Annotated in this window: 17 protein-coding genes and 1 other RNA gene; 2 read left to right on the forward strand and 16 right to left on the reverse strand. The window is 37.9% G+C overall.

Annotation, left to right across the window (positions count from 1 at the left end):
- Positions 1-4: 4 nt before the first annotated feature.
- The 10 genes from EUBELI_RS05730 to EUBELI_RS05770 all read right to left on the reverse strand — a co-directional run bounded on the left by EUBELI_RS05730 (position 5) and on the right by EUBELI_RS05770 (position 11,563).
- Entirely contained in the window at positions 5-478 is a 474-nt protein-coding gene (locus EUBELI_RS05730) for a flavodoxin (RefSeq protein ID WP_012739417.1), read from the reverse strand.
- A gap of 564 nt (positions 479-1,042) precedes the next feature.
- Positions 1,043-1,381, reverse strand: a transfer-messenger RNA (tmRNA) gene (ssrA, locus tag EUBELI_RS13890).
- A gap of 89 nt (positions 1,382-1,470) precedes the next feature.
- Positions 1,471-1,953, reverse strand: coding sequence for an SsrA-binding protein SmpB (gene smpB, locus EUBELI_RS05735; protein WP_022097410.1), 483 nt, complete (start codon positions 1,951-1,953; stop codon positions 1,471-1,473).
- An 18-nt stretch (positions 1,954-1,971) separates the two neighbouring features.
- A complete protein-coding gene (gene rnr, locus EUBELI_RS05740; RefSeq protein ID WP_012739419.1) occupies positions 1,972-4,092 on the reverse strand; it encodes a ribonuclease R in 2,121 nt (706 codons plus the stop codon).
- Between the two features lie 109 nt (positions 4,093-4,201).
- A complete protein-coding gene (gene secG / locus EUBELI_RS05745; protein ID WP_228003404.1) occupies positions 4,202-4,477 on the reverse strand; it encodes a preprotein translocase subunit SecG in 276 nt (91 codons plus the stop codon).
- Between the two features lie 128 nt (positions 4,478-4,605).
- Positions 4,606-6,156 (reverse strand): 2,3-bisphosphoglycerate-independent phosphoglycerate mutase, encoded by a 1,551-nt coding sequence (gene gpmI, locus EUBELI_RS05750; RefSeq protein WP_012739421.1) that lies wholly within the window; start codon positions 6,154-6,156, stop codon positions 4,606-4,608.
- Between the two features lie 121 nt (positions 6,157-6,277).
- The gene (gene tpiA / locus EUBELI_RS05755) at positions 6,278-7,027 is read right to left on the reverse strand and encodes a triose-phosphate isomerase (protein WP_012739422.1); all 750 of its coding nucleotides are present in this window, start codon (positions 7,025-7,027) and stop codon (positions 6,278-6,280) included.
- A gap of 218 nt (positions 7,028-7,245) precedes the next feature.
- Positions 7,246-8,439: a phosphoglycerate kinase gene (locus tag EUBELI_RS05760; RefSeq protein WP_041688118.1), complete on the reverse strand. Its 1,194-nt coding sequence runs from the start codon at positions 8,437-8,439 to the stop codon at positions 7,246-7,248.
- Between the two features lie 100 nt (positions 8,440-8,539).
- Complete coding sequence (gene gap / locus EUBELI_RS05765) at positions 8,540-9,568, reverse strand: type I glyceraldehyde-3-phosphate dehydrogenase (RefSeq protein ID WP_012739424.1); 1,029 nt, start codon at positions 9,566-9,568, stop codon at positions 8,540-8,542.
- A gap of 216 nt (positions 9,569-9,784) precedes the next feature.
- A complete protein-coding gene (locus EUBELI_RS05770; protein WP_228003403.1) occupies positions 9,785-11,563 on the reverse strand; it encodes a Na/Pi cotransporter family protein in 1,779 nt (592 codons plus the stop codon).
- A 269-nt stretch (positions 11,564-11,832) separates the two neighbouring features.
- Here EUBELI_RS05770 and EUBELI_RS05775 point away from each other — a divergent pair, with 269 nt between their 5' ends.
- A complete protein-coding gene (locus EUBELI_RS05775; RefSeq protein WP_041688120.1) occupies positions 11,833-12,642 on the forward strand; it encodes a histidinol-phosphatase HisJ family protein in 810 nt (269 codons plus the stop codon).
- Positions 12,643-12,686: 44 nt separating this feature from the next.
- On the opposite strand, the gene EUBELI_RS05780 is transcribed toward EUBELI_RS05775, so the two are convergent.
- Together EUBELI_RS05780 and EUBELI_RS05785 are read right to left on the reverse strand one after the other, a co-directional pair.
- Positions 12,687-13,997 carry an alpha-amylase family glycosyl hydrolase gene (locus EUBELI_RS05780; RefSeq protein WP_012739427.1) on the reverse strand — a complete coding sequence of 437 codons (1,311 nt, stop codon included), beginning with the start codon at positions 13,995-13,997 and terminating at the stop codon, positions 12,687-12,689.
- Between the two features lie 37 nt (positions 13,998-14,034).
- A complete protein-coding gene (locus EUBELI_RS05785; RefSeq protein WP_012739428.1) occupies positions 14,035-15,165 on the reverse strand; it encodes a cysteine desulfurase family protein in 1,131 nt (376 codons plus the stop codon).
- Positions 15,166-15,247: 82 nt separating this feature from the next.
- On the opposite strand from EUBELI_RS05785, the gene EUBELI_RS05790 reads away from it, so the two are divergent.
- Positions 15,248-16,756: an oligosaccharide flippase family protein gene (locus tag EUBELI_RS05790; protein ID WP_148231342.1), complete on the forward strand. Its 1,509-nt coding sequence runs from the start codon at positions 15,248-15,250 to the stop codon at positions 16,754-16,756.
- On the opposite strand, the gene EUBELI_RS05795 is transcribed toward EUBELI_RS05790, so the two are convergent.
- The 4 genes from EUBELI_RS05795 to metA form a co-directional block, all read right to left on the reverse strand.
- On the reverse strand, positions 16,722-17,039 hold the full coding sequence (locus EUBELI_RS05795; protein ID WP_193359389.1) for a hypothetical protein: 318 nt from the start codon (positions 17,037-17,039) through the stop codon (positions 16,722-16,724). The genes EUBELI_RS05790 and EUBELI_RS05795 overlap by 35 nt on opposite strands.
- On the reverse strand, positions 17,032-17,508 hold the full coding sequence (locus tag EUBELI_RS05800; protein ID WP_012739432.1) for a hypothetical protein: 477 nt from the start codon (positions 17,506-17,508) through the stop codon (positions 17,032-17,034). The genes EUBELI_RS05795 and EUBELI_RS05800 overlap by 8 nt, the downstream gene beginning before the upstream one ends.
- Positions 17,509-17,538: 30 nt before the next feature.
- Entirely contained in the window at positions 17,539-17,673 is a 135-nt protein-coding gene (locus tag EUBELI_RS14805; protein ID WP_012739433.1) for a hypothetical protein, read from the reverse strand.
- A gap of 267 nt (positions 17,674-17,940) precedes the next feature.
- The gene (gene metA, locus EUBELI_RS05805) at positions 17,941-18,873 is read right to left on the reverse strand and encodes a homoserine O-acetyltransferase MetA (RefSeq protein ID WP_012739434.1); all 933 of its coding nucleotides are present in this window, start codon (positions 18,871-18,873) and stop codon (positions 17,941-17,943) included.
- Positions 18,874-18,897 lie beyond the last annotated feature (24 nt).

Raw genomic sequence — 18,897 nt, forward strand, 5'->3', positions numbered from 1 at the left:
ATTTCTACTTGATACTCATAACAAACTTTTCAAGCTTCTCCTGATTATCCTTTGCAGCATTACTATTGCGGTCTGCTAACGCAACCTGATTTTTTAGATTCTTAAGACTCTTTGACAGCTGCAGAAGGCATCTGTCATTGTCACCACCACCGCTGAATGTAAACACAGCATCAATTTTATCTGCCACGCCGTAATTTTTTATAAATGTGTTGACCGGAGACGCCGGCATACCTGCCCATACCGGCATACCTAATATAATTTCATCATAATAATCTATGTTATCCGGAACACCTTTTATCTTAGGTCTTCTTCCAAATGTTGACTGCATTCCTCCAACAATCATCTGCCTCACTGTATTCTTAGGTAATGGCTTAACTAAATCTATCTCAAAGATTTTTGCTCCCAACTTTCTTGCAATAACCTTTGCAGCTTCCTTTGTATTTCCTGATAATGAATAATAAACAACAGCTCTGTTCATAGCTGGCTCCTCCTTACTTATGTGATTGTACTTATTTTACGCTATTGAGTATTGTGTGGCAAGTGTACCTGGTGTTTTGGACTTTCTCGTACCTTACATTCTCTTCAATGTCCAATCTGCCACGCTTTCTCATCCCTTTTGGACTTCAGCATACCTTTCCTCCGCTTCAACGTCCAATCTGCCACGCTTTCTCATCCCTTTTGGACTTCAGCATACATTAACTCCGCTCCAACGTCCAATCCACCGCTCTTGCTCATCCCTTTTGGACTTCAGCATACCTTAACTCCGCTTCAACATCCAATCCACCGCTCTTGCTCATCCCTTTTGGACTTCCTCGTGCCATATCTCCGCTTCAACGTCCAATCTGCCGTGTATCCACCTCCCCCACAAAAGGGAGTCGAATTCTTCGCTCCGCTCCGGTCGGCGCAAAACCGAGGTCCACCGGACCTCGTGCGCCCCTGTCCAAAAACCCGGCTACGCCATGTTTTATCCATTAATAAGACTCCCCTCTGGTCCATAGGAAAAAGGGAGCGAAGAAGCTCACGCTTCCTCACTCCCTTTTTCCTATGGACCAGAGGGGAGTCGAACCCCTGTCCGAAAACCCATTCCCTGTTCTTCTACTATCATAGTTGATTGTTTAACATTCCCTCCGGTACACGAGAATCAACACCCTTGCACCTTTAGTAGCTTCATGATACGACCAGCATCTCAAAGCTTTGATACTGTCGTTTCCTACATGTTCGAAGCCTGGGTCTTAAAGTGTAGGTGCTTTAAGTCAGACTGCTGCAATTAGGCAGCGTATGCTAAATTATCGTTAGCGTTTATATTTAAGTTTGGATTTTGACGCTTTCCTGCGGATAGCTTCACCAGCTTCAAGATCCCCGTCGAAACCTTTACTAGCCCGTGTGTAAGCAGTTTTATCTGCTTATTTATATTAACATTGGCATAATGCCAAGTCAATGAACTTGTTATTCAAAACTGATAAAATATTTCTAAAATCTGAGATTCTTATTCTTGAATTCCTTCTGTGCATCTCTTATCTGGTCTTTCTTTGCAATAGAATCTCTCTTGTCAAAGTTCTTCTTACCTTTTCCAAGACCAATTTCCATCTTCACCTTTCCCTCTTTCAGATATACCTGAAGAGGAACAAGTGTGTAACCTTTAATTGTAAGTTCACCAGTAAGCTTATTAATCTGATTCTTGTGAAGAAGCAGCTTCTTAGGTCTTAAAGGATCTTTATTGAATATGTTTCCCTTCTCATATGGTGTAATATTCATACCTAATACATACACTTCGCCATTCTCAATCTTGATATAAGATTCCTTAATTGAGCACTTACCTGCTCTGATTGATTTAACCTCAGTGCCGTGAAGTACCATGCCCGCCTCGTATTTCTCTTCTATAAAATAATCAAAATAAGCTTTCTTATTGTTCGCTATAAGTCTGTTTCCAGATGCGCTTGTTTTTGATGCCATGTCAGTCTCCATTCTATTCTATGCAAATGCAAAATCAATTGTTCTTAGTATCTTATCGGTGCCTATAACCACAACCTTAACCTTCTGTCCGAGCTTATAACTTCTGTTCCCAAGTTCTCCTACCATCTCATAGTGTTCCTCGTCAAATGTATAGAATCCCTTCATATTATTGATAGAAACCATGCCCTCGATAGTGTTTGGAAGTTCAACATATACGCCCCACGCGGTAACACCCGAAACAACTCCATCAAATGTTTCTCCAACAAACTGTTCCATATACTCAGCCATTTTAAGCTTGTCTGTATCTCTTTCAGCATCTGCCGCACGCCGCTCCATCGCACTTGTCTGGACAGCAACATCCGGTAATATTGCATCATAATGGGCAGCTCTCTTAGGACTTAAACCTCCGTGAAGATTCTCCTTGATAATTCTGTGAATCTGGAGATCAGGATATCTTCTGATAGGCGATGTGAAATGACAGTAATACTTGGCAGCGAGTCCAAAATGTCCTACACATTCAGTAGTATACTTAGCTTTCTTCATAGAGCGGAGTGTCAGTCTGCTTATAAGATTCTCAGCATCAGAACCCTCTATCTCAGAAAGAAGCTTCTGAATCTCCTTAGGTCTTAAATCATCAGTAAGTCTTAATGTATAACCAAAGTTATTAATAAATGTGGCTAACTTACGCATTTTTTCAGGATCAGGATTCTCATGAGTTCTATATAGAAATGGCATATCCTGCCAGAAATAATCCTCTGCAACAGTTTCATTAGCAGCAAGCATAAAATCTTCAATAATCTTAGTTGCTACATTTCTGTCATACGGCTTAATATCAGTCGGGTGGCCATTCTCATCAAGTATAATCTTACTTTCAGGGAAATCAAAATCAACCGAACCTCTTGCAAATCTCTTCTTTCTAAGAAGCTCCGCAGCCTCTTCCATCATATGAAACATTGGAACAAGCTCTTTATACTTCATAATTTCATTAGTATCATTATCTACAAGAATCTTTTTTACGCTTGTATAGCTCATTCTTCTGTCTACATTAATAACAGTTTCACATATTCTATGTCCAACAATATTTCCCTTTTCATCAATATCCATAAGGCAGCTGAGTGCCAGTCTGTCTTCTCCCTGATTAAGTGAACATATCCCATTAGATAACTTATGCGGTATCATTGGAATAACACGGTCTACAAGGTAAACACTCGTACCTCGTTTAAGTGCCTCTTTATCCAGCGCACTTCCCTCTGTAACATAATGACTTACATCCGCAATGTGGACACCTAGATGATATACAGGTCCTTCTTTCGAGATAGATACTGCATCATCTAAATCCTTCGCATCCTCACCATCTATAGTAACCATCTGAACATTTCTTAAATCAACTCGTCCAGCCTTATCCTTTTCACTGACAACATCAGGAATATCATTAATTGCCTTCTTAACTGATTCAGGAAACTCCACTAGTAAATCATATGCCTTGATAATAGACATTATGTCCACACCCGGGTCATCTATATGTCCAAGTACTTCTGTGACCTTCCCCTGTGGATTCTTACTCTGGCTGCCGTAATCACTTATAGAAGCAACTACCTTAGAACCTTCAACCGCTCCATTCATGAATTCCTGCGGTATAAATATATCACAGTTAATCTTTGCATTATCAGGAATAACAAAACCATACGTTCTGTTCTTCTGGAATGTTCCGACAACTTCCTTAACCTCATGCTCAACAATAGCAACAATCTTACCTTCAGCCCTCTTACCGCCATTCTTCTCAGTAGTTATCACAACCTTGACTTTATCATGATAGAAAGCATTCATCGTGTCATTAGCCTTAACAAATATATCATCTTCCCTGTCAGGTATTACTACAAAACCAAAGCCCCTGCTTGTGCTTTCAAATGTTCCGACAAGTGCTACATTTTCAGGCTTCATATACTTACCCTTCTTTGATACACCTATTGTTCCATCTGCAACAAGACTGTCAAGCACTTCCATAAGTTCTGAACGCTTAGCTTTCGGAATATCGAGAAGCATAGCGATTTCTTTAGCTTTCATTGGAACATACAGTTCATTATTAAGAATCATATCAGTAAGCATCTGTCTTCGCTGTTTAAATATATCCTTCTCCATATCCCTTATATCCCTTTCTTACCATTAAAATATCCGAATTTCACCAGATTGCTCGTAAAAGTAAAAAACACTCTTAAGAAATTATCCGTTTCTTAAGAGTGTCCGTAATTTAGAAATTAAAATTAAGTATAACTGCTATAACAATAAAAAGAATTACAAGAATCTTGGTTATCTTAACAAGCTTGCCCTCCATTGAACGGCCCTTGTTCTTACCCCAGTATGAATCAGCAGCACCACTAATTGTTCCTGACAATCCGTTCTGCTTACTTTCCTGCATAAGAATTATTATTGCTAAAGCTATACAAATTACCACAAATACTCCCATTAAACCAATTCTTAATACATCTCCGACAGACATATGAAACAATGGAATTATCTTATTCATACTATCCTCATTCCTGCGCATCATGCGCTTTTTATTACATAATTATGCCAATACGGCAACATAGGTCATTCTATCACAAATAAACATTTTGTGCAAGAAAAATCAATAAATTAATTTCAACCATTCAATTAGTTCTTCTTCACAAGAAGAGACTCACCTGTCATCTCAACTGGTTTCTCAAGTCCCATAATTTCTATAAGTGTAGGAGCGATATCACATAATCTTCCACCCTCACGAAGTGTATAATTCTCATCATAATTAACAAGAATAAATGGAACAGGGTTAGTTGTATGTGCTGTATGTGGAGCTCCTGTTTCGTAATCAATCATCTTCTCAGCATTACCGTGGTCTGCACAGATGAAGAGAACTCCGTCAACATCCTTTACTGCATCTACAGCCTTGCCAACAAGCTCATCAACCTTCTCTACAGCCTTGATTGCTGCTGGGATAACACCTGTATGCCCAACCATATCAGGATTAGCGAAGTTGATAATAATAACATCATATTTGTCAGACTTTATAGCCTCAACTAAGTCCATACCTACTTCCGGAGCACTCATCTCTGGCTTTAAGTCATATGTTGCAACATCCTTAGGTGAGTTAACGAGTAATCTGAACTCATCAACATTAGGGTCTTCAACACCGCCATTAAAGAAGAATGTAACATGTGCATATTTCTCTGTCTCAGCAAGTCTTAACTGCTTCTTTCCATGATTAGCAAGGAATTCACCAAATGTGTTCTTAATAATCTCTTTCTTGAATGCAACCTTCTTGTTAGGGATTGATTCATCATAATCCTTGAAACATACAAATGTTAATGGAATAAATCCTGTCTTTCTTTCAAATCCTGTAAACTTATCATCGCAGAACGCTCTTGTCATCTCTCTTGCACGGTCTGGACGGAAGTTAAAGAATATAACAGAATCATTAGCCTTAACTAATGAAAGTGGCTGACCATCTTTACAGATAACTGTTGGCTCAACGAATTCATCTGTCTTACCATTATCATATGACTCCTGAAGTGCCTGTGTAGCTGACTCGGCCTTAATGCCATCACCTGTTACAAGTGAATCATAAGCCTTTTCTACTCTGTCCCAGTTATTATCTCTGTCCATTGCATAGTAACGACCTGATAAAGATGCGACCTTACCAACTCCGATTTCTGCCATCTTATTCTCAAGTGTCTCAACAAATCCCTTAGCTGAAGCTGGAGGTGTATCTCTTCCGTCAAGGAACGCATGAACATATACTTTAGACACTCCCTGCTGCTTTGCCATCTCTAAAAGTCCATATACATGGCTTAAATGACTGTGAACACCACCATCTGATAAAAGTCCGAAAAGGTGAAGATCCGAATCATTCTTCTTGCAGTTCTCCATTGCCTCAAGTAATTCTTCGTTCTTAAAGAATGTACCATCTTCAATATCCTTAGTAATTCTTGTAAGATCCTGATAAATAATTCTACCAGCACCAATATTCATATGACCAACTTCTGAATTACCCATCTGTCCGTCTGGAAGACCTACAGCAAGTCCTGAAGCATATCCCTTCTGGAACGGGCATTCCTTCATAAGCTTATCCATAACAGGAGTGTTAGCCATAGCAATAGCATTACCCTCTGTTCTATCATTTAAACCATAACCATCAAGTACCATTAAAACTACTGGTTTTTTACTCATAATGTGATTCTCCTTTAAATGTATTCTAATTAATTGCCTATAGCATGATAGCACATTTGTAAAAAAAATCAAAGACCTTGTCTTGAATATTATCATCAAAACAAGGTCTTTTCATGCTTATTTACTTATTATAATTAACTATATCCGCAAAATCCGGCTTGAGACTTGCACCTCCTACCAGTCCACCATCAATATCAGGCTGGGCAAAAAGCTCTGCTGCATTAGAAGCATTAACACTTCCTCCATAAAGAATCCTTATCTGATCCGCTGTTTCTTTATCATATAACTCTTCGAATACAGTTCTTATAAATCCACATACTTCCTGTGCCTGCGCTGTAGTTGCAACCTTTCCTGTTCCAATAGCCCAGATTGGCTCATAAGCAACTATTGTATGAAGCACCTGCTCTTTAGTAACACCAACATATGCTTCTACTATCTGTTCTTTAATGAAATCAAGTGTAATCCCTTTTTCTCTCTGTTCAAGTGTCTCTCCACAACAAAGAATTGGGATAATTCCATGTTCAAGTACCTTATGCATCTTGAGATTAAGCACTGTATTACTTTCATTAAAGTACATTCTTCTTTCTGAATGTCCTATGATAACATGGCTTACCCCGGCATCAACAAGCATCTCAGGCGATAACTCACCGGTAAATGCTCCTTTCTCCTGATAATATACATTCTCTGCACCAATATGTATATTAGATCCTTTCACTGCCTCCACTACAGGTACAATGTCAATAGATGGTACACAGAACACAACATCAACATCCGGATTATTAACATTCGGTCTCAATTCAGTAACGAGCTTAACTGCCTGGCTTGGTGTCATATTCATCTTCCAATTGCCTGCTATTACTTTTCTTCTCATTCTACGCCTCCCCACAGGAAATTATCCATAATAACATATATATGGACAATCCTATTAAATTATTCCGATATAACTATCCTAGTAAAATAGATAATAGCATACTTTGGTACATATTTCAAGTATAGTTTGTGAAATAAATAACAAAAAATCCAGACCCTACTTAACAAAAATAAGGTCCGGATTAAAATATAATTATATAACTATGTCAGTAAAATTAATTACTTATCGTTAGCTGCAACTACGCCTGGAAGTTCTTTACCTTCAAGGAATTCAAGAGATGCTCCACCACCTGTAGAGATGTGTGTCATCTTATCTCCAAATCCTAAGTTGTTAACAGCAGCTGCTGAATCACCACCACCAATGATTGTTGTAGCATCTTTAAGCTGTGCAAGTTCTTCTGCAACAGCAATTGTTCCTGCTGCGAAATTAGGGAATTCAAATACTCCCATTGGTCCATTCCATACTACAGTCTTGGCATCCTTTAAAGCTTCCTTGTAAAGCTCACATGTCTTAGGTCCAATATCCATACCCATGTCATCATCTGCCTGATGTCCTGCTTCTACGACATGTGAAGGAGAATCATTGCTGAATTCCTTAGCTACAACTGTATCGATAGGAATAAGCATTTTAACGCCCTTTTCTTCAGCCTTCTTCATCATTTCCTTAGCAAAATCAAGATAATCATCCTCTACTAATGACTTACCTACATTACCACCATGTGCCTTCTGGAATGTATAAGACATACCACCACCGATAATAAGTGTGTCAACCTTATCAAGAAGATTATTGATAACTGAAATCTTAGAAGAAACCTTTGAACCACCAAGAATTGCAACGAAAGGTCTTACAGGATTATTAACTGCATTTCCAAGGAAATCAATTTCCTTCTGCATAAGATATCCAACAACAGCTGTATCAACAAACTGTGTAACACCTACATTAGAACAATGCGCTCTGTGAGCTGTACCAAATGCATCATTAACAAATACATCTGCAATAGAAGCTAAATCCTTAGAAAATGCTTCACCGTTCTTAGTCTCTTCTGGTCTGAATCTTGTATTTTCAAGAAGAATAACATCTCCATCATTCATTGCAGCAACAGCTGCTCTTGCATTATCGCCTACAACAGTATCATCTGCTGCAAACTTAACTTCCTGACCAAGAAGTTCTGAAAGTCTCTTTGCAACTGGTGCAAGAGAAAATGCAGCATCTGGTCCCTTTGGCTTTCCAAGATGTGAACAAAGAATAACCTTTCCTCCATCAGCAATAAGCTTCTTGATTGTTGGAAGAGCAGCTACAAGTCTTGTTTCATCTGTAATTCTGCTTCCATCTAAAGGTACATTAAAATCACATCTGCATAATACTCTTTTGCCCTTTACATTGATATCATCAATAGACTTTTTATTAAGCATATTAATATCCTCCATATAATACATAAAATAGCTACATATACAGCTTTATAAAAAACCGGAGAATAGTCATACCATTCTCCGGCAAAAACAATCTAAATGATTAGTTTAATTCAGCGAAGTACTTAATTGTTCTAACCATCTGGCTTGTGTATGAGTTCTCATTATCATACCAAGAAACAACCTGAACCTGGCAACCACCGTTTGGAAGTTCATTAACCATTGTCTGAGTAGCATCAAATAATGAACCAAATCTCATACCAACGATATCGCTAGATACAATCTGCTCTGTATTGTAACCGAATGACTCTGTTGCAGCAGCCTTCATAGCAGCATTAACTTCATCAACTGTAACCTTCTTAGCAACTACAGCATTAAGAATTGTTGTAGAACCTGTAGGTGTTGGAACTCTCTGAGCAGCTCCAATAAGCTTTCCGTTAAGTTCTGGGATAACAAGACCAATAGCCTTAGCAGCACCTGTTGAGTTAGGAACGATGTTGCAAGCACCTGCTCTAGATCTTCTTAAATCACCCTTTCTCTGTGGTCCGTCAAGGATCATCTGGTCACCTGTGTAAGCATGAATTGTACACATAATACCTGACTCGATTGTTGCACAATCGTTAAGTGCCTTAGCCATAGGAGCTAAACAGTTTGTTGTACAAGAAGCAGCTGAGATAATCTGATCATCTGCTGTAAGTGTCTCATGGTTTACATTGTAAACGATAGTCTTAAGGTCATTTCCAGCTGGAGCTGAGATAACTACCTTCTTAGCACCTGCATTAATATGAGCCTGTGCCTTAGCCTTAGATGTATAGAATCCTGAACACTCAAGAACTACATCAACACCAATCTCTCCCCATGGGCAGTTATTAGCATCTGGCTCTTTGTAAATCTTGATAGTCTTACCTTTAACTGTGATTGTACCAGCCTCATCATCAGCTGTTACCTGATCTTCCTCACCGAAGTTAACATATCTTCCCTGTGATGAGTCATACTTTAAAAGATGAGCAAGCATCTTAGGGCTTGTTAAATCGTTAATAGCAACTACCTCATATCCTTCTGCACCAAACATCTGTCTGAATGCAAGTCTACCGATACGACCAAAACCATTGATTGCAACTTTTACTGACATAAAAACAATTCCTCCTAAAATGAATTTTTATAACATAGTTTGTTAAAATTTCAACTACCGTGTATTTTACATAAGAAGAAGCAAAATATCAAGGCTTTCTTCCCATTTTTTACATTTTTGCACTTTTTTCAATAATAACTCATTATCAATTAGTCATTTTGACGAAATTTTAACAAATTCTGTATCCAATATTATCTACTTAACACTAATCTCTGCTTAATACTGGCTTAAAGGAAACATTTCTTTGTATTCCTCAAAATATTTATCAAAATTAGTTCCATTATCTTTCTTGAGATTAATAAGATACTCATGTGTATCAAACACATTTAACTCAAGCTCAATAATCGCAACTGCCACGTTAGAACAATGGTCAGCAATTCTCTCGAAATCTGTAAGCAGATCATTAAATATAAAGCCCTGATGAAGTGTACATTCACCTTTCTGGACACGCTTGACATGATTCATCTTCATTTCATCACAATATATGTCAACGAGTTCTTCTAACGGCTCTGTCTTATAGGCATATTCAACCTTGTTCTGTTCAAATGCATCTATTACATTTCCAACTATTTCTTTCATAATTAGTGACATCAGTTCAACATCTTCAACAGCACAATCAGAAAACCTAAGCTTTTCATTAAACAGTTCTGCTGCTGCCTGTGATATGTTAACAGCATGGTCACTTATTCTCTCAAAATCAGAAATTGTATGGAGAAGCTTTGAGACCTCCTTGTTCTGTCCAGAAGTAAGCTCCTGCTGTGTAATCTTTACAAGATAAGTTCCAAGCTTATCTTCATATCTGTCAACCTTATCTTCTCTTCTCTGAATCTTGTCATATTTTTCCTGCGAAAATGTATCCAGTAGTTCCATGGAACGAATAAGATTTTTCTGTGCCATATGTGCCATTGAACAAAGAACTGACTTAGCCTGTTCAATAGCAACTGTAGGATGAGCAATAAATCTGTCATCAAGTACACTGATTTCAACAATATCTTTATCTTCCTCATCAACAACCTCCTTGAAAATTGCACATACCATCTTTTCAAGGAATCTGATGAATGGAAACAGTACAGCAACTGTTGCAACTCTGAATAAAGAGTTCACAAATGCTATCGAAACAGTTGTCATCGTTCTGTCCATAAATGAAAAATGCACAAAATGATTAACACTATAAAATACTACTGCCCATATTAAAGCACCAAGTGCATCAACAAGAAGATATACAAATGCTGTTCTCTTACCATCTGTAGTCGCACCAAATGAAGAAATGATAACAGGCATGGCAGCTCCGACAGCAATACCCATTATAATAGGCAGTGCTACTGAAAATGAAATAGCTCCTGTAACTGATAAAGCCTGAAGAATACCAACTGTAGCAGATGCACTCTGCAAAACAGCAGTAACCAAAAGTCCTATAAGTATTCCTATAAATGGATTAGAAAACTTAGTAAGCATATCAATAAATGCCGGCTCAGATCTTAATGGTGCAACTGCTGCACTCATGTTCTGCATTCCTACCATAAGGATACAGAAACCTATCATAATATCACCTATATGCTTCTTAGTGGGGTTCTTACAGACCATCCTGAACATGATTCCGATAACACCAATAACAGCAGCAAGAACCTCTGTTGAAAGTAAGTCTACCCATCCGGCACCACCACTGATATCAGAAAGACATAATACCCATCCAGTAACAGATGTACCTATAATTGCGCCCATAATAATACCGATAGCCTGTTTCATTTTAATCATACCGGCATTAACAAAACCAACAACCATAACAGAAGTTGCCGACGATGACTGGATAATTGCCGTAACACCTGTACCAAGCAGTACTCCCTTAAGAGGTGTATTACTTAATCTGTACAGAATAACTTCCAGTTTGCCACCAGCCACTTTCTTTAATCCATCTCCCATAAGCTGCATTCCAAAAAGGAAAAGCGCTATTCCTCCGAGAAGAATAATCACAATGTGTATCAATTCAAAACTCACGAAAGCTCCTATCTGCGCATAAAAGTCAAGGTCGGACAGCGTAGTTGGTACTTCTACATCTATGCGCATTCACATAATCAGAATTTATACGCTGTCTTCTTAATAATATCAATACTAATAATCATTTTCAAGGAAAAATTACCTGTATTTTACATTAGTTTACATGTTCTACATAAACATCAAAAATATCAATTGCGGATTAATTATGTTTATGTATAATGTATATTGACATTTAAGCATATGACTAATATTTGATGGAGGACATTACTATGCTGTTATCAGATTCACATATACATACTATGTTCTCTTCTGATTCAGAGGAGAACCCTGTAAATGTTGTTAACAATGCTATTTCACTGGGATTTAAACACATCTGTTTTACCGACCATAATGACTTTGATGCTCCTTTAGAAGATGGAAAAGTCATGTTTAACCTTGATTTTCCGGAATACATTAAGTATTTCCAGAATCTGAAAGAATCATACAAAAATAAAATCAATATTCACATAGGTGTTGAACAGGGACTTATGAGAAGTGTCGCAGACAGAGTCAATTCATACGATTCTGCAAAACAGCTTGATTTTATAATAGGCTCGTCACATCTTGTATATGGAGAAGATCCCTACTACCCTGAATTCTGGGAGAAACGTTCTACAAAGGATACTGTTTTAACTTATTACGAAAGTATTCTTGATAATCTTGGCTGTTGTCACAACTTTGATGTGTATGGTCATCTTGATTATATTGCAAGATATATTCCTGCCAATTCTTACGCATATGACTGGCATGATTTTGATGATTTAATTAATACCATCCTCAAAACAATCATTGAGAAAGGCAAAGGTATTGAAATCAACACTGCCGGTCTTAAATACGGAATGCCTGAACCTAATCCATGCCTTGATATTGTTAAAATCTATCACAACCTCGGAGGAGAGATAATCACTGTAGGTTCTGATGCACACGAAGTTAAGTTTTTTGCTTACAGATTTGATGTCGTGTCAGATATGCTTAAAAACGCGGGGTTTAATTATTACACCATATTTAATGAAAGAAAGCCTGAGTTCATCAGATTATGATGAGCTCAGGCTTATTTTATATACATGTATCTTATCTGCACCTTCTACATACATCTGTAAAATCTGAAGCTGTAAGATGGAAGAACTATTTTTCCAGATAATTCTTCTTTCTTACCTGTTATAAGATTAAGTGCATCTGCACATTCTGTATCAAAGTACGCTGTGTACTCATTCTCATCAGCATTAATTGCTACAAGCACTTTTTCTCCATCTGCTTCCCTTTTGAATACATATTGTCTGTTTGTAAGCACTTTCTTTGTGTAATCACCATAGCTTAATGCCCTGCTGTTATGATACATTTGTCCTAATGAACTTATTGTATCAGTCAGCTCGTTGTATTCCGGCTTATCAAACGCCGGACGCAGAATATTGTCATTGCCGCTGCCCTTAACTGCCTCGCAACCCCATTCACTTCCATAATATATACATGGAATTCCCGGCATACCGAACATAAGGGCATATATAAGCGGCAGATGTGCTTTGTTAGTAAGTGTGCTGGCAATCCTTGAAACATCATGGTTATCAACAAATGTAAGCAGATGTTTTCCTGTATACAGACACCATGGTTCTTTTCCAAACTGCCTTTCTATGCTGTGTGCAATCTCGAACATATTCATTGAATTAAAGCTTGAGTACAGTCCCTTATAGCACTCATAATTAGTTGCACTGTGCAGGCACTCATCACCCACAATTGTGTTGTAATCACCGTGAAGCATTTCTCCTACAAGGAAAAACTCCTGCTTCATCTGGTCTGTCTCGTATCTTAAACGCTTCATAAAATCCCTGTTAAGGCAGTACGCAACATCAAGTCTTATTCCATCAATATCAAATTCATTAACCCAGCCACGCACCGACTCAATAAGGTAATTAACCACATCCTGATTGTTCAGATTGAGCTTCACAAGATTGTAATATCCTTCCCATCCCTCATACCAGAAGCCGTCATTATATGGTGAATTGCCATCAAAGCTGATGTTAAACCAGTCCTTATAGGCAGAATCCCATTTTTTCTCACATACATCCTTAAATGCAAAGAAGCCCCTTCCGACATGATTAAACACACCGTCAATGACTACCTTTATTCCTGCCTCATGCAGCTTTGACACAAGCTCTGCAAAATTCTTATTAGTTCCTATTCTTTTATCTATCACACGGTAATCCCTTGTATCATAGCCATGATAATCGCTCTCAAAAATTGGAGAAAAATACACCGCATCAGTTCCTAACTTCTGCAAATGCGGTATCCAGTCTGCAAATTCTGATATGCATCTGTTCATCACCCCGTCGTTGTCTCTTAATCCATCACAAAATCCAAGTGGAAATACCTGATAAAACACCGCTTCTTCGTACCACATATTATTTTAACCTCCGTAACTGTCTGATATATTAATATTAAGCCAATTCCCGCAGTCTGGCAACATCTTTCTTAATACACTCAACCACATAATCAGCTTCCCTGTGTGTAATTGTATGGTTAATTGTCAGTCTTAGTGAACCTTCTGCTATTTTTTCATCAAGTCCAAGTGCAAGAAGGACATGTGATGGCTTTCCTGAATTAGATGTACATGCTGAACCTGCAGACACGCATATCCCCTGCTTATTAAGCATTACAACAAGCATTCCGCCATTAACATACTGAAAGCTGAAATTCATATTACCTGTAACGCGGCATTCCCTGCTTCCATTAAGCCTTGAATAAGGAATTTCTCTTAGTATTCTCTTAATCATATAGTCACTAATTCTCTTTTCCTGCCTTGCCCTGTCAGAAAGAGTTTCATAAGCAATTCTTGCTGCTGTTGCAAGTCCTGCAATCCCAGCTACATTTTCAGTGCCTGCCCTAAGTCCGTTCTCCTGTCCGCCTCCATGCATGAACCGTTCTGGCTTTCCGCCCCTGACATACAGAAATCCTACGCCCTTTGGTCCGCATATCTTATGTCCGCTTACATTTAAGAAATCCACACCCAGCTTTTTCACATCAACATCAATATGTCCAAATGCCGCCACTGCATCAGAATGAACCTTTGCACCATACTCATGCGCAATTTCACATACATTTTCTATCGGCTGGATAGTTCCAATTTCATTATTAGCAAGCATAACTGACACTAAAAATGTATCATTTCTAATCATTTTTTCTAACTGTTCCAGCTTAACAATTCCCTGCTCATCAACTGGTGCAAATGTGACATCTATTCCATAATTCTTAAGCCACAGTGCCGATTCCGTCACCGCATGGTGTTCTATTGAACTTACTATTATATGTCCCTGTTTTCTTTTCAGACTCTCTGCTTTAACTGCCCAGTTATCCCCTTCCGTTCCACCAGAGGTGAAAAATATTTCATTTCTGTCAGCATTTATTATATCTGCAATAATACCTCTTGATTCCTCTACAACATTTTTAGCTTTTTCAGACAACCTATACACACCTGACGGGTTTCCATAATCTCCCAAAAGATATGGAAGCATTGCTTCAGCCACTTCTTTTCTGATAGCAGTTGTCGCCGCATTGTCCATATATATCATTATATTTCCGCCCTGTAATTCCTTATAATATTGTATTCAGGCAGGGCATATATTGTTAATAAGTCTATCTGCGGTATCTGCTATGAATAATAAATTATCCTTAAAAGGTGGCATATTCAAATCCGCCATAATCCTTACATTTGCCGGCATTCTATCAAAATTGCTCGGGTTTTATTTTCGAATACTTCTCACTAATTATACAGGTGCTGCAGGAGTCGGACTTTTCCAGATGTGCATGCCTCTTATTGCGCTTGCATTTGCAGTATGCTGCAGTGGATTTTCTGTAGCTGTTTCAAAATATTCAGCATCATCTCCATCTCTAAAATGGCTTTTCTGCGTATTAAAGATTACTATTTCTCTTTCAATTGCCGTTATGCTTTTATTTCTTATATTCAGCGATTTCATTGCAAACCATATATTTATGGAAAGCCGCTGTGAGGGAATAATCCGTATAACTGCAATCTCTCTGCCATTCATGTGCATACATAACTGCTTGTCTAATTACTATTACAGTCAGAAGGAATCTTTTCTGCCAGCCTCCTCACAGCTTGTCGAACAGCTTGTGCGTATTGGCACTATTATACTTTATGTGCGCATAAAAAATGTATCAACAATATCCATTGCTGACGCTGTTACCGGTAATATATTCGGTGAATTTGCAGCTGCCACATACTGTGCTATTCCGCTGTTTTTCCGTTCCATTCATAATAAAAGCATGATGCAGAAGCTCTCCTGTTCACTCCGTGAATACAGATATATTGTTAAATATGCATTTCCAATTAACGCCAATCAGACTGTTCTGCATCTGCTTGAGGGTGCGGAAGCAATTCTTATTCCTGCAATCCTGTGCATGCATGGACTGACCAAAGATAACGCGATAAGCCAGTTTGGTATACTTACAGGAATGGCTCTTCCTCTGGTGCTTTTCCCATGTACGGCAGCTAATTCATTTGCACTTATGCTTCTTCCAAAGGTATCTGATGAAAGTTCGAATGTCCTGTCTGACCATCTTGCTGTGACAGTAAAAAGAACAGTTTCCATGTGTTTAAGTCTCGGCATTATAAGCATATTTTTATTCATTAACTATGGTGCGCGCCTCGGTGCAATGATGTTCCACGAAGACTCTGTATACATATACACCTGCATTCTTTCATGGCTGTGTCCTTTCCTCTACTTAAAAATCAGCCTTACAAGCGTGACTAATGGCATGGGACATACCGCCCTTACATTCATAATTAATATAACCGGAATTATCATCCGGCTTGCCTGTGTATTTCTGCTTATTCCAAAGCTTGGCATAACCGGTTATCTGTATGGTGTTCTTATTAGCAACATATGCATGAGTCTGCTTTACATTTTTAATATATACAAGAAGCTGAACATCCAGCCAGACCCGTTTGGCAGTATAATTGTGCCATTATGTATTGCGGTCATATCTATATTTTCATCAAGAATTATATGCCGCATTGTATTTGGTCTTATAATAAAAGAAGCAGAAGAATACACTCTCCTGCTTACCGGTGCCGCCATATGCTGCATTGTATATATTATTCTCTTTATTCATGAACAATCGGAACAGCGTCCTTTATAGACGGTGCCGCTTTCCAATAGTCAAGTCTGGATTCGTACTGCTGCCTTATCCATTCCACGGCAGCAAGACGACCATCTTCTGTCAGTTCAAATATCTCTGTTGTCTTATCTTCTTCCTTAACAGCACATGAAGCATATGGCCCGCGCCACACGCACGCAGAAAGCTTTAAATCAGGCTTTTCTCCTGTCTGCTTAAGCATATATCTCATTCCATTGTGCTGTCCTGTATACACACCCTTGTATTTGAAGAAATTAAGTGGCATTATTCCATTCGGATCAATCATTGCCATCACCTTCCACACCATTATTATTCTTTATAAGCTTCTCATTATAAAATGCGCCACCTAAATACATAATTCCTATTACAACCGGAAGGCATATAAGAATCAGCATGTTACCAGTTATTGAATACTTAGATACCACAAATACTATTATTAAATCAACAACTCCTGCTATAGTCATAACAATTCCATAAACTTTGATTTTATTAACTGCATCAACAGCACCTATATTGGTCATTCCATAAAATCCTGCAATTGCAAAGTAAACTCCCTCAACAATAACTGCTAAAAATGCTATGTTCAGCAGCCTAACAATCATATATAATGCCTTTCCCTGCTCTGTTGTTGAAAATGAATATAGATCCGACATAATATAAAACGCATAAAATGCCATTATAATCCCCATCGTTACCGCAAGCATTGATGCTAATTTAAGAATTCTGCACTTTGACTTTTTTGTTACTACGCTCATATTCTTATCTCCGTTTCTGATGATTAATGATTATAACATGGCATTGGCGATTTTTAAAGGGTGGGATGTATACATCCCGTATGAAGCTAATTCTGCATCGTAATCTGTAATATTTCCCTCTTTTATCATTTTTAATAATTCTTCTAGTACTTGTTCTTTTGACATTGTGTTCTCCTGTATAAGCCCATTACAGCTATCTTATAAATAAAAAAGCATAATTATTATTGGATGGGCGGTGTATCCATCATCTCAGGTACTCCGAAGAGTGTGTCGGGAACCATTTCCGACCTCAATAATAACTATGCTAATTAACAGTATATTCTTTATCATAAAAATATATACATTATTTTATGTTTTGTCAACACCTATCTGTTTCAATCTTTCATATATTTATTTCAATAGTTCAACAAAACAAAAGTATCTACACCCCTCTTAAATACAGTAATTATCATAACTTTCATTAAGGTCATAAGGAGTTATCTGGTATACATAATAATTCAACCAGTTAGTATAGAGATTGTTGGCGTGGCTTCTCCATGAGAGCAATGGTTTTCTGTTGCAGTCGTCATCAGGATAATAATTTACCGGAAGGTCAGGCTCAATTCCTTTGTCAATATCACGCTTATATTCCTGATCAAGAGTTAATCTGTCATATTCAGGGTGTCCCATAACAAAAATCTCTTTCCCGCCATCACCAAGAACAATATATATTCCTGCCTCATCTGAATCTGCAAGTACTTTAAGTCTTGGATTGTCAAGAATCTGCTGTCTGCTTGCCTGTGTATATCTTGAATGTGGTGCCATGAATACATCATCAAAGCCTCTTACTAAAGGCTCTTTTCTATTCATAACCCTGTGCTTGTACACACCTGACAGCTTCTTCGGAAGTAATTCCTTCTTAATACCATAATGGTAATACAATCCTGCCTGCGCACCCCAGCATATATGAATTGTTGATGTAACATGCTTATTAGACCACTCCATTACTGTTATAAGTTCATCCCAGTAATTAACCTCTTCAAAGTCAAGCTTCTCGACAGGTGCTCCCGTAATAATCATTCCATCATAATTATTATTCTTAATTTCTTCAAAAGTCTGATAAAACTTTTTAATATGTGAAGCTGAGGTATTCTTTGAAACATGTGATGACATCTGTAAAAATGTAACATCTATCTGTAAAGGTGTATTAGATAAACCTCTTAAAAGCTGTAATTCTGTATCCTGCTTTATAGGCATAAGATTAAGAACTATTATCTCCAAAGGTCTTATATTCTGTGAAATAGCTCTGTTTTCGTCCATGACGAATATATTTTCTTCTTCCAATTCTGCTTTAGCTGGTAAATCACTCTGAATCTTAATTGGCATTACTGTTCCTTCTTTCTGTTATCA

The organism is [Eubacterium] eligens ATCC 27750, assembly GCF_000146185.1.
Lineage (GTDB): Bacteria > Bacillota > Clostridia > Lachnospirales > Lachnospiraceae > Lachnospira > Lachnospira eligens.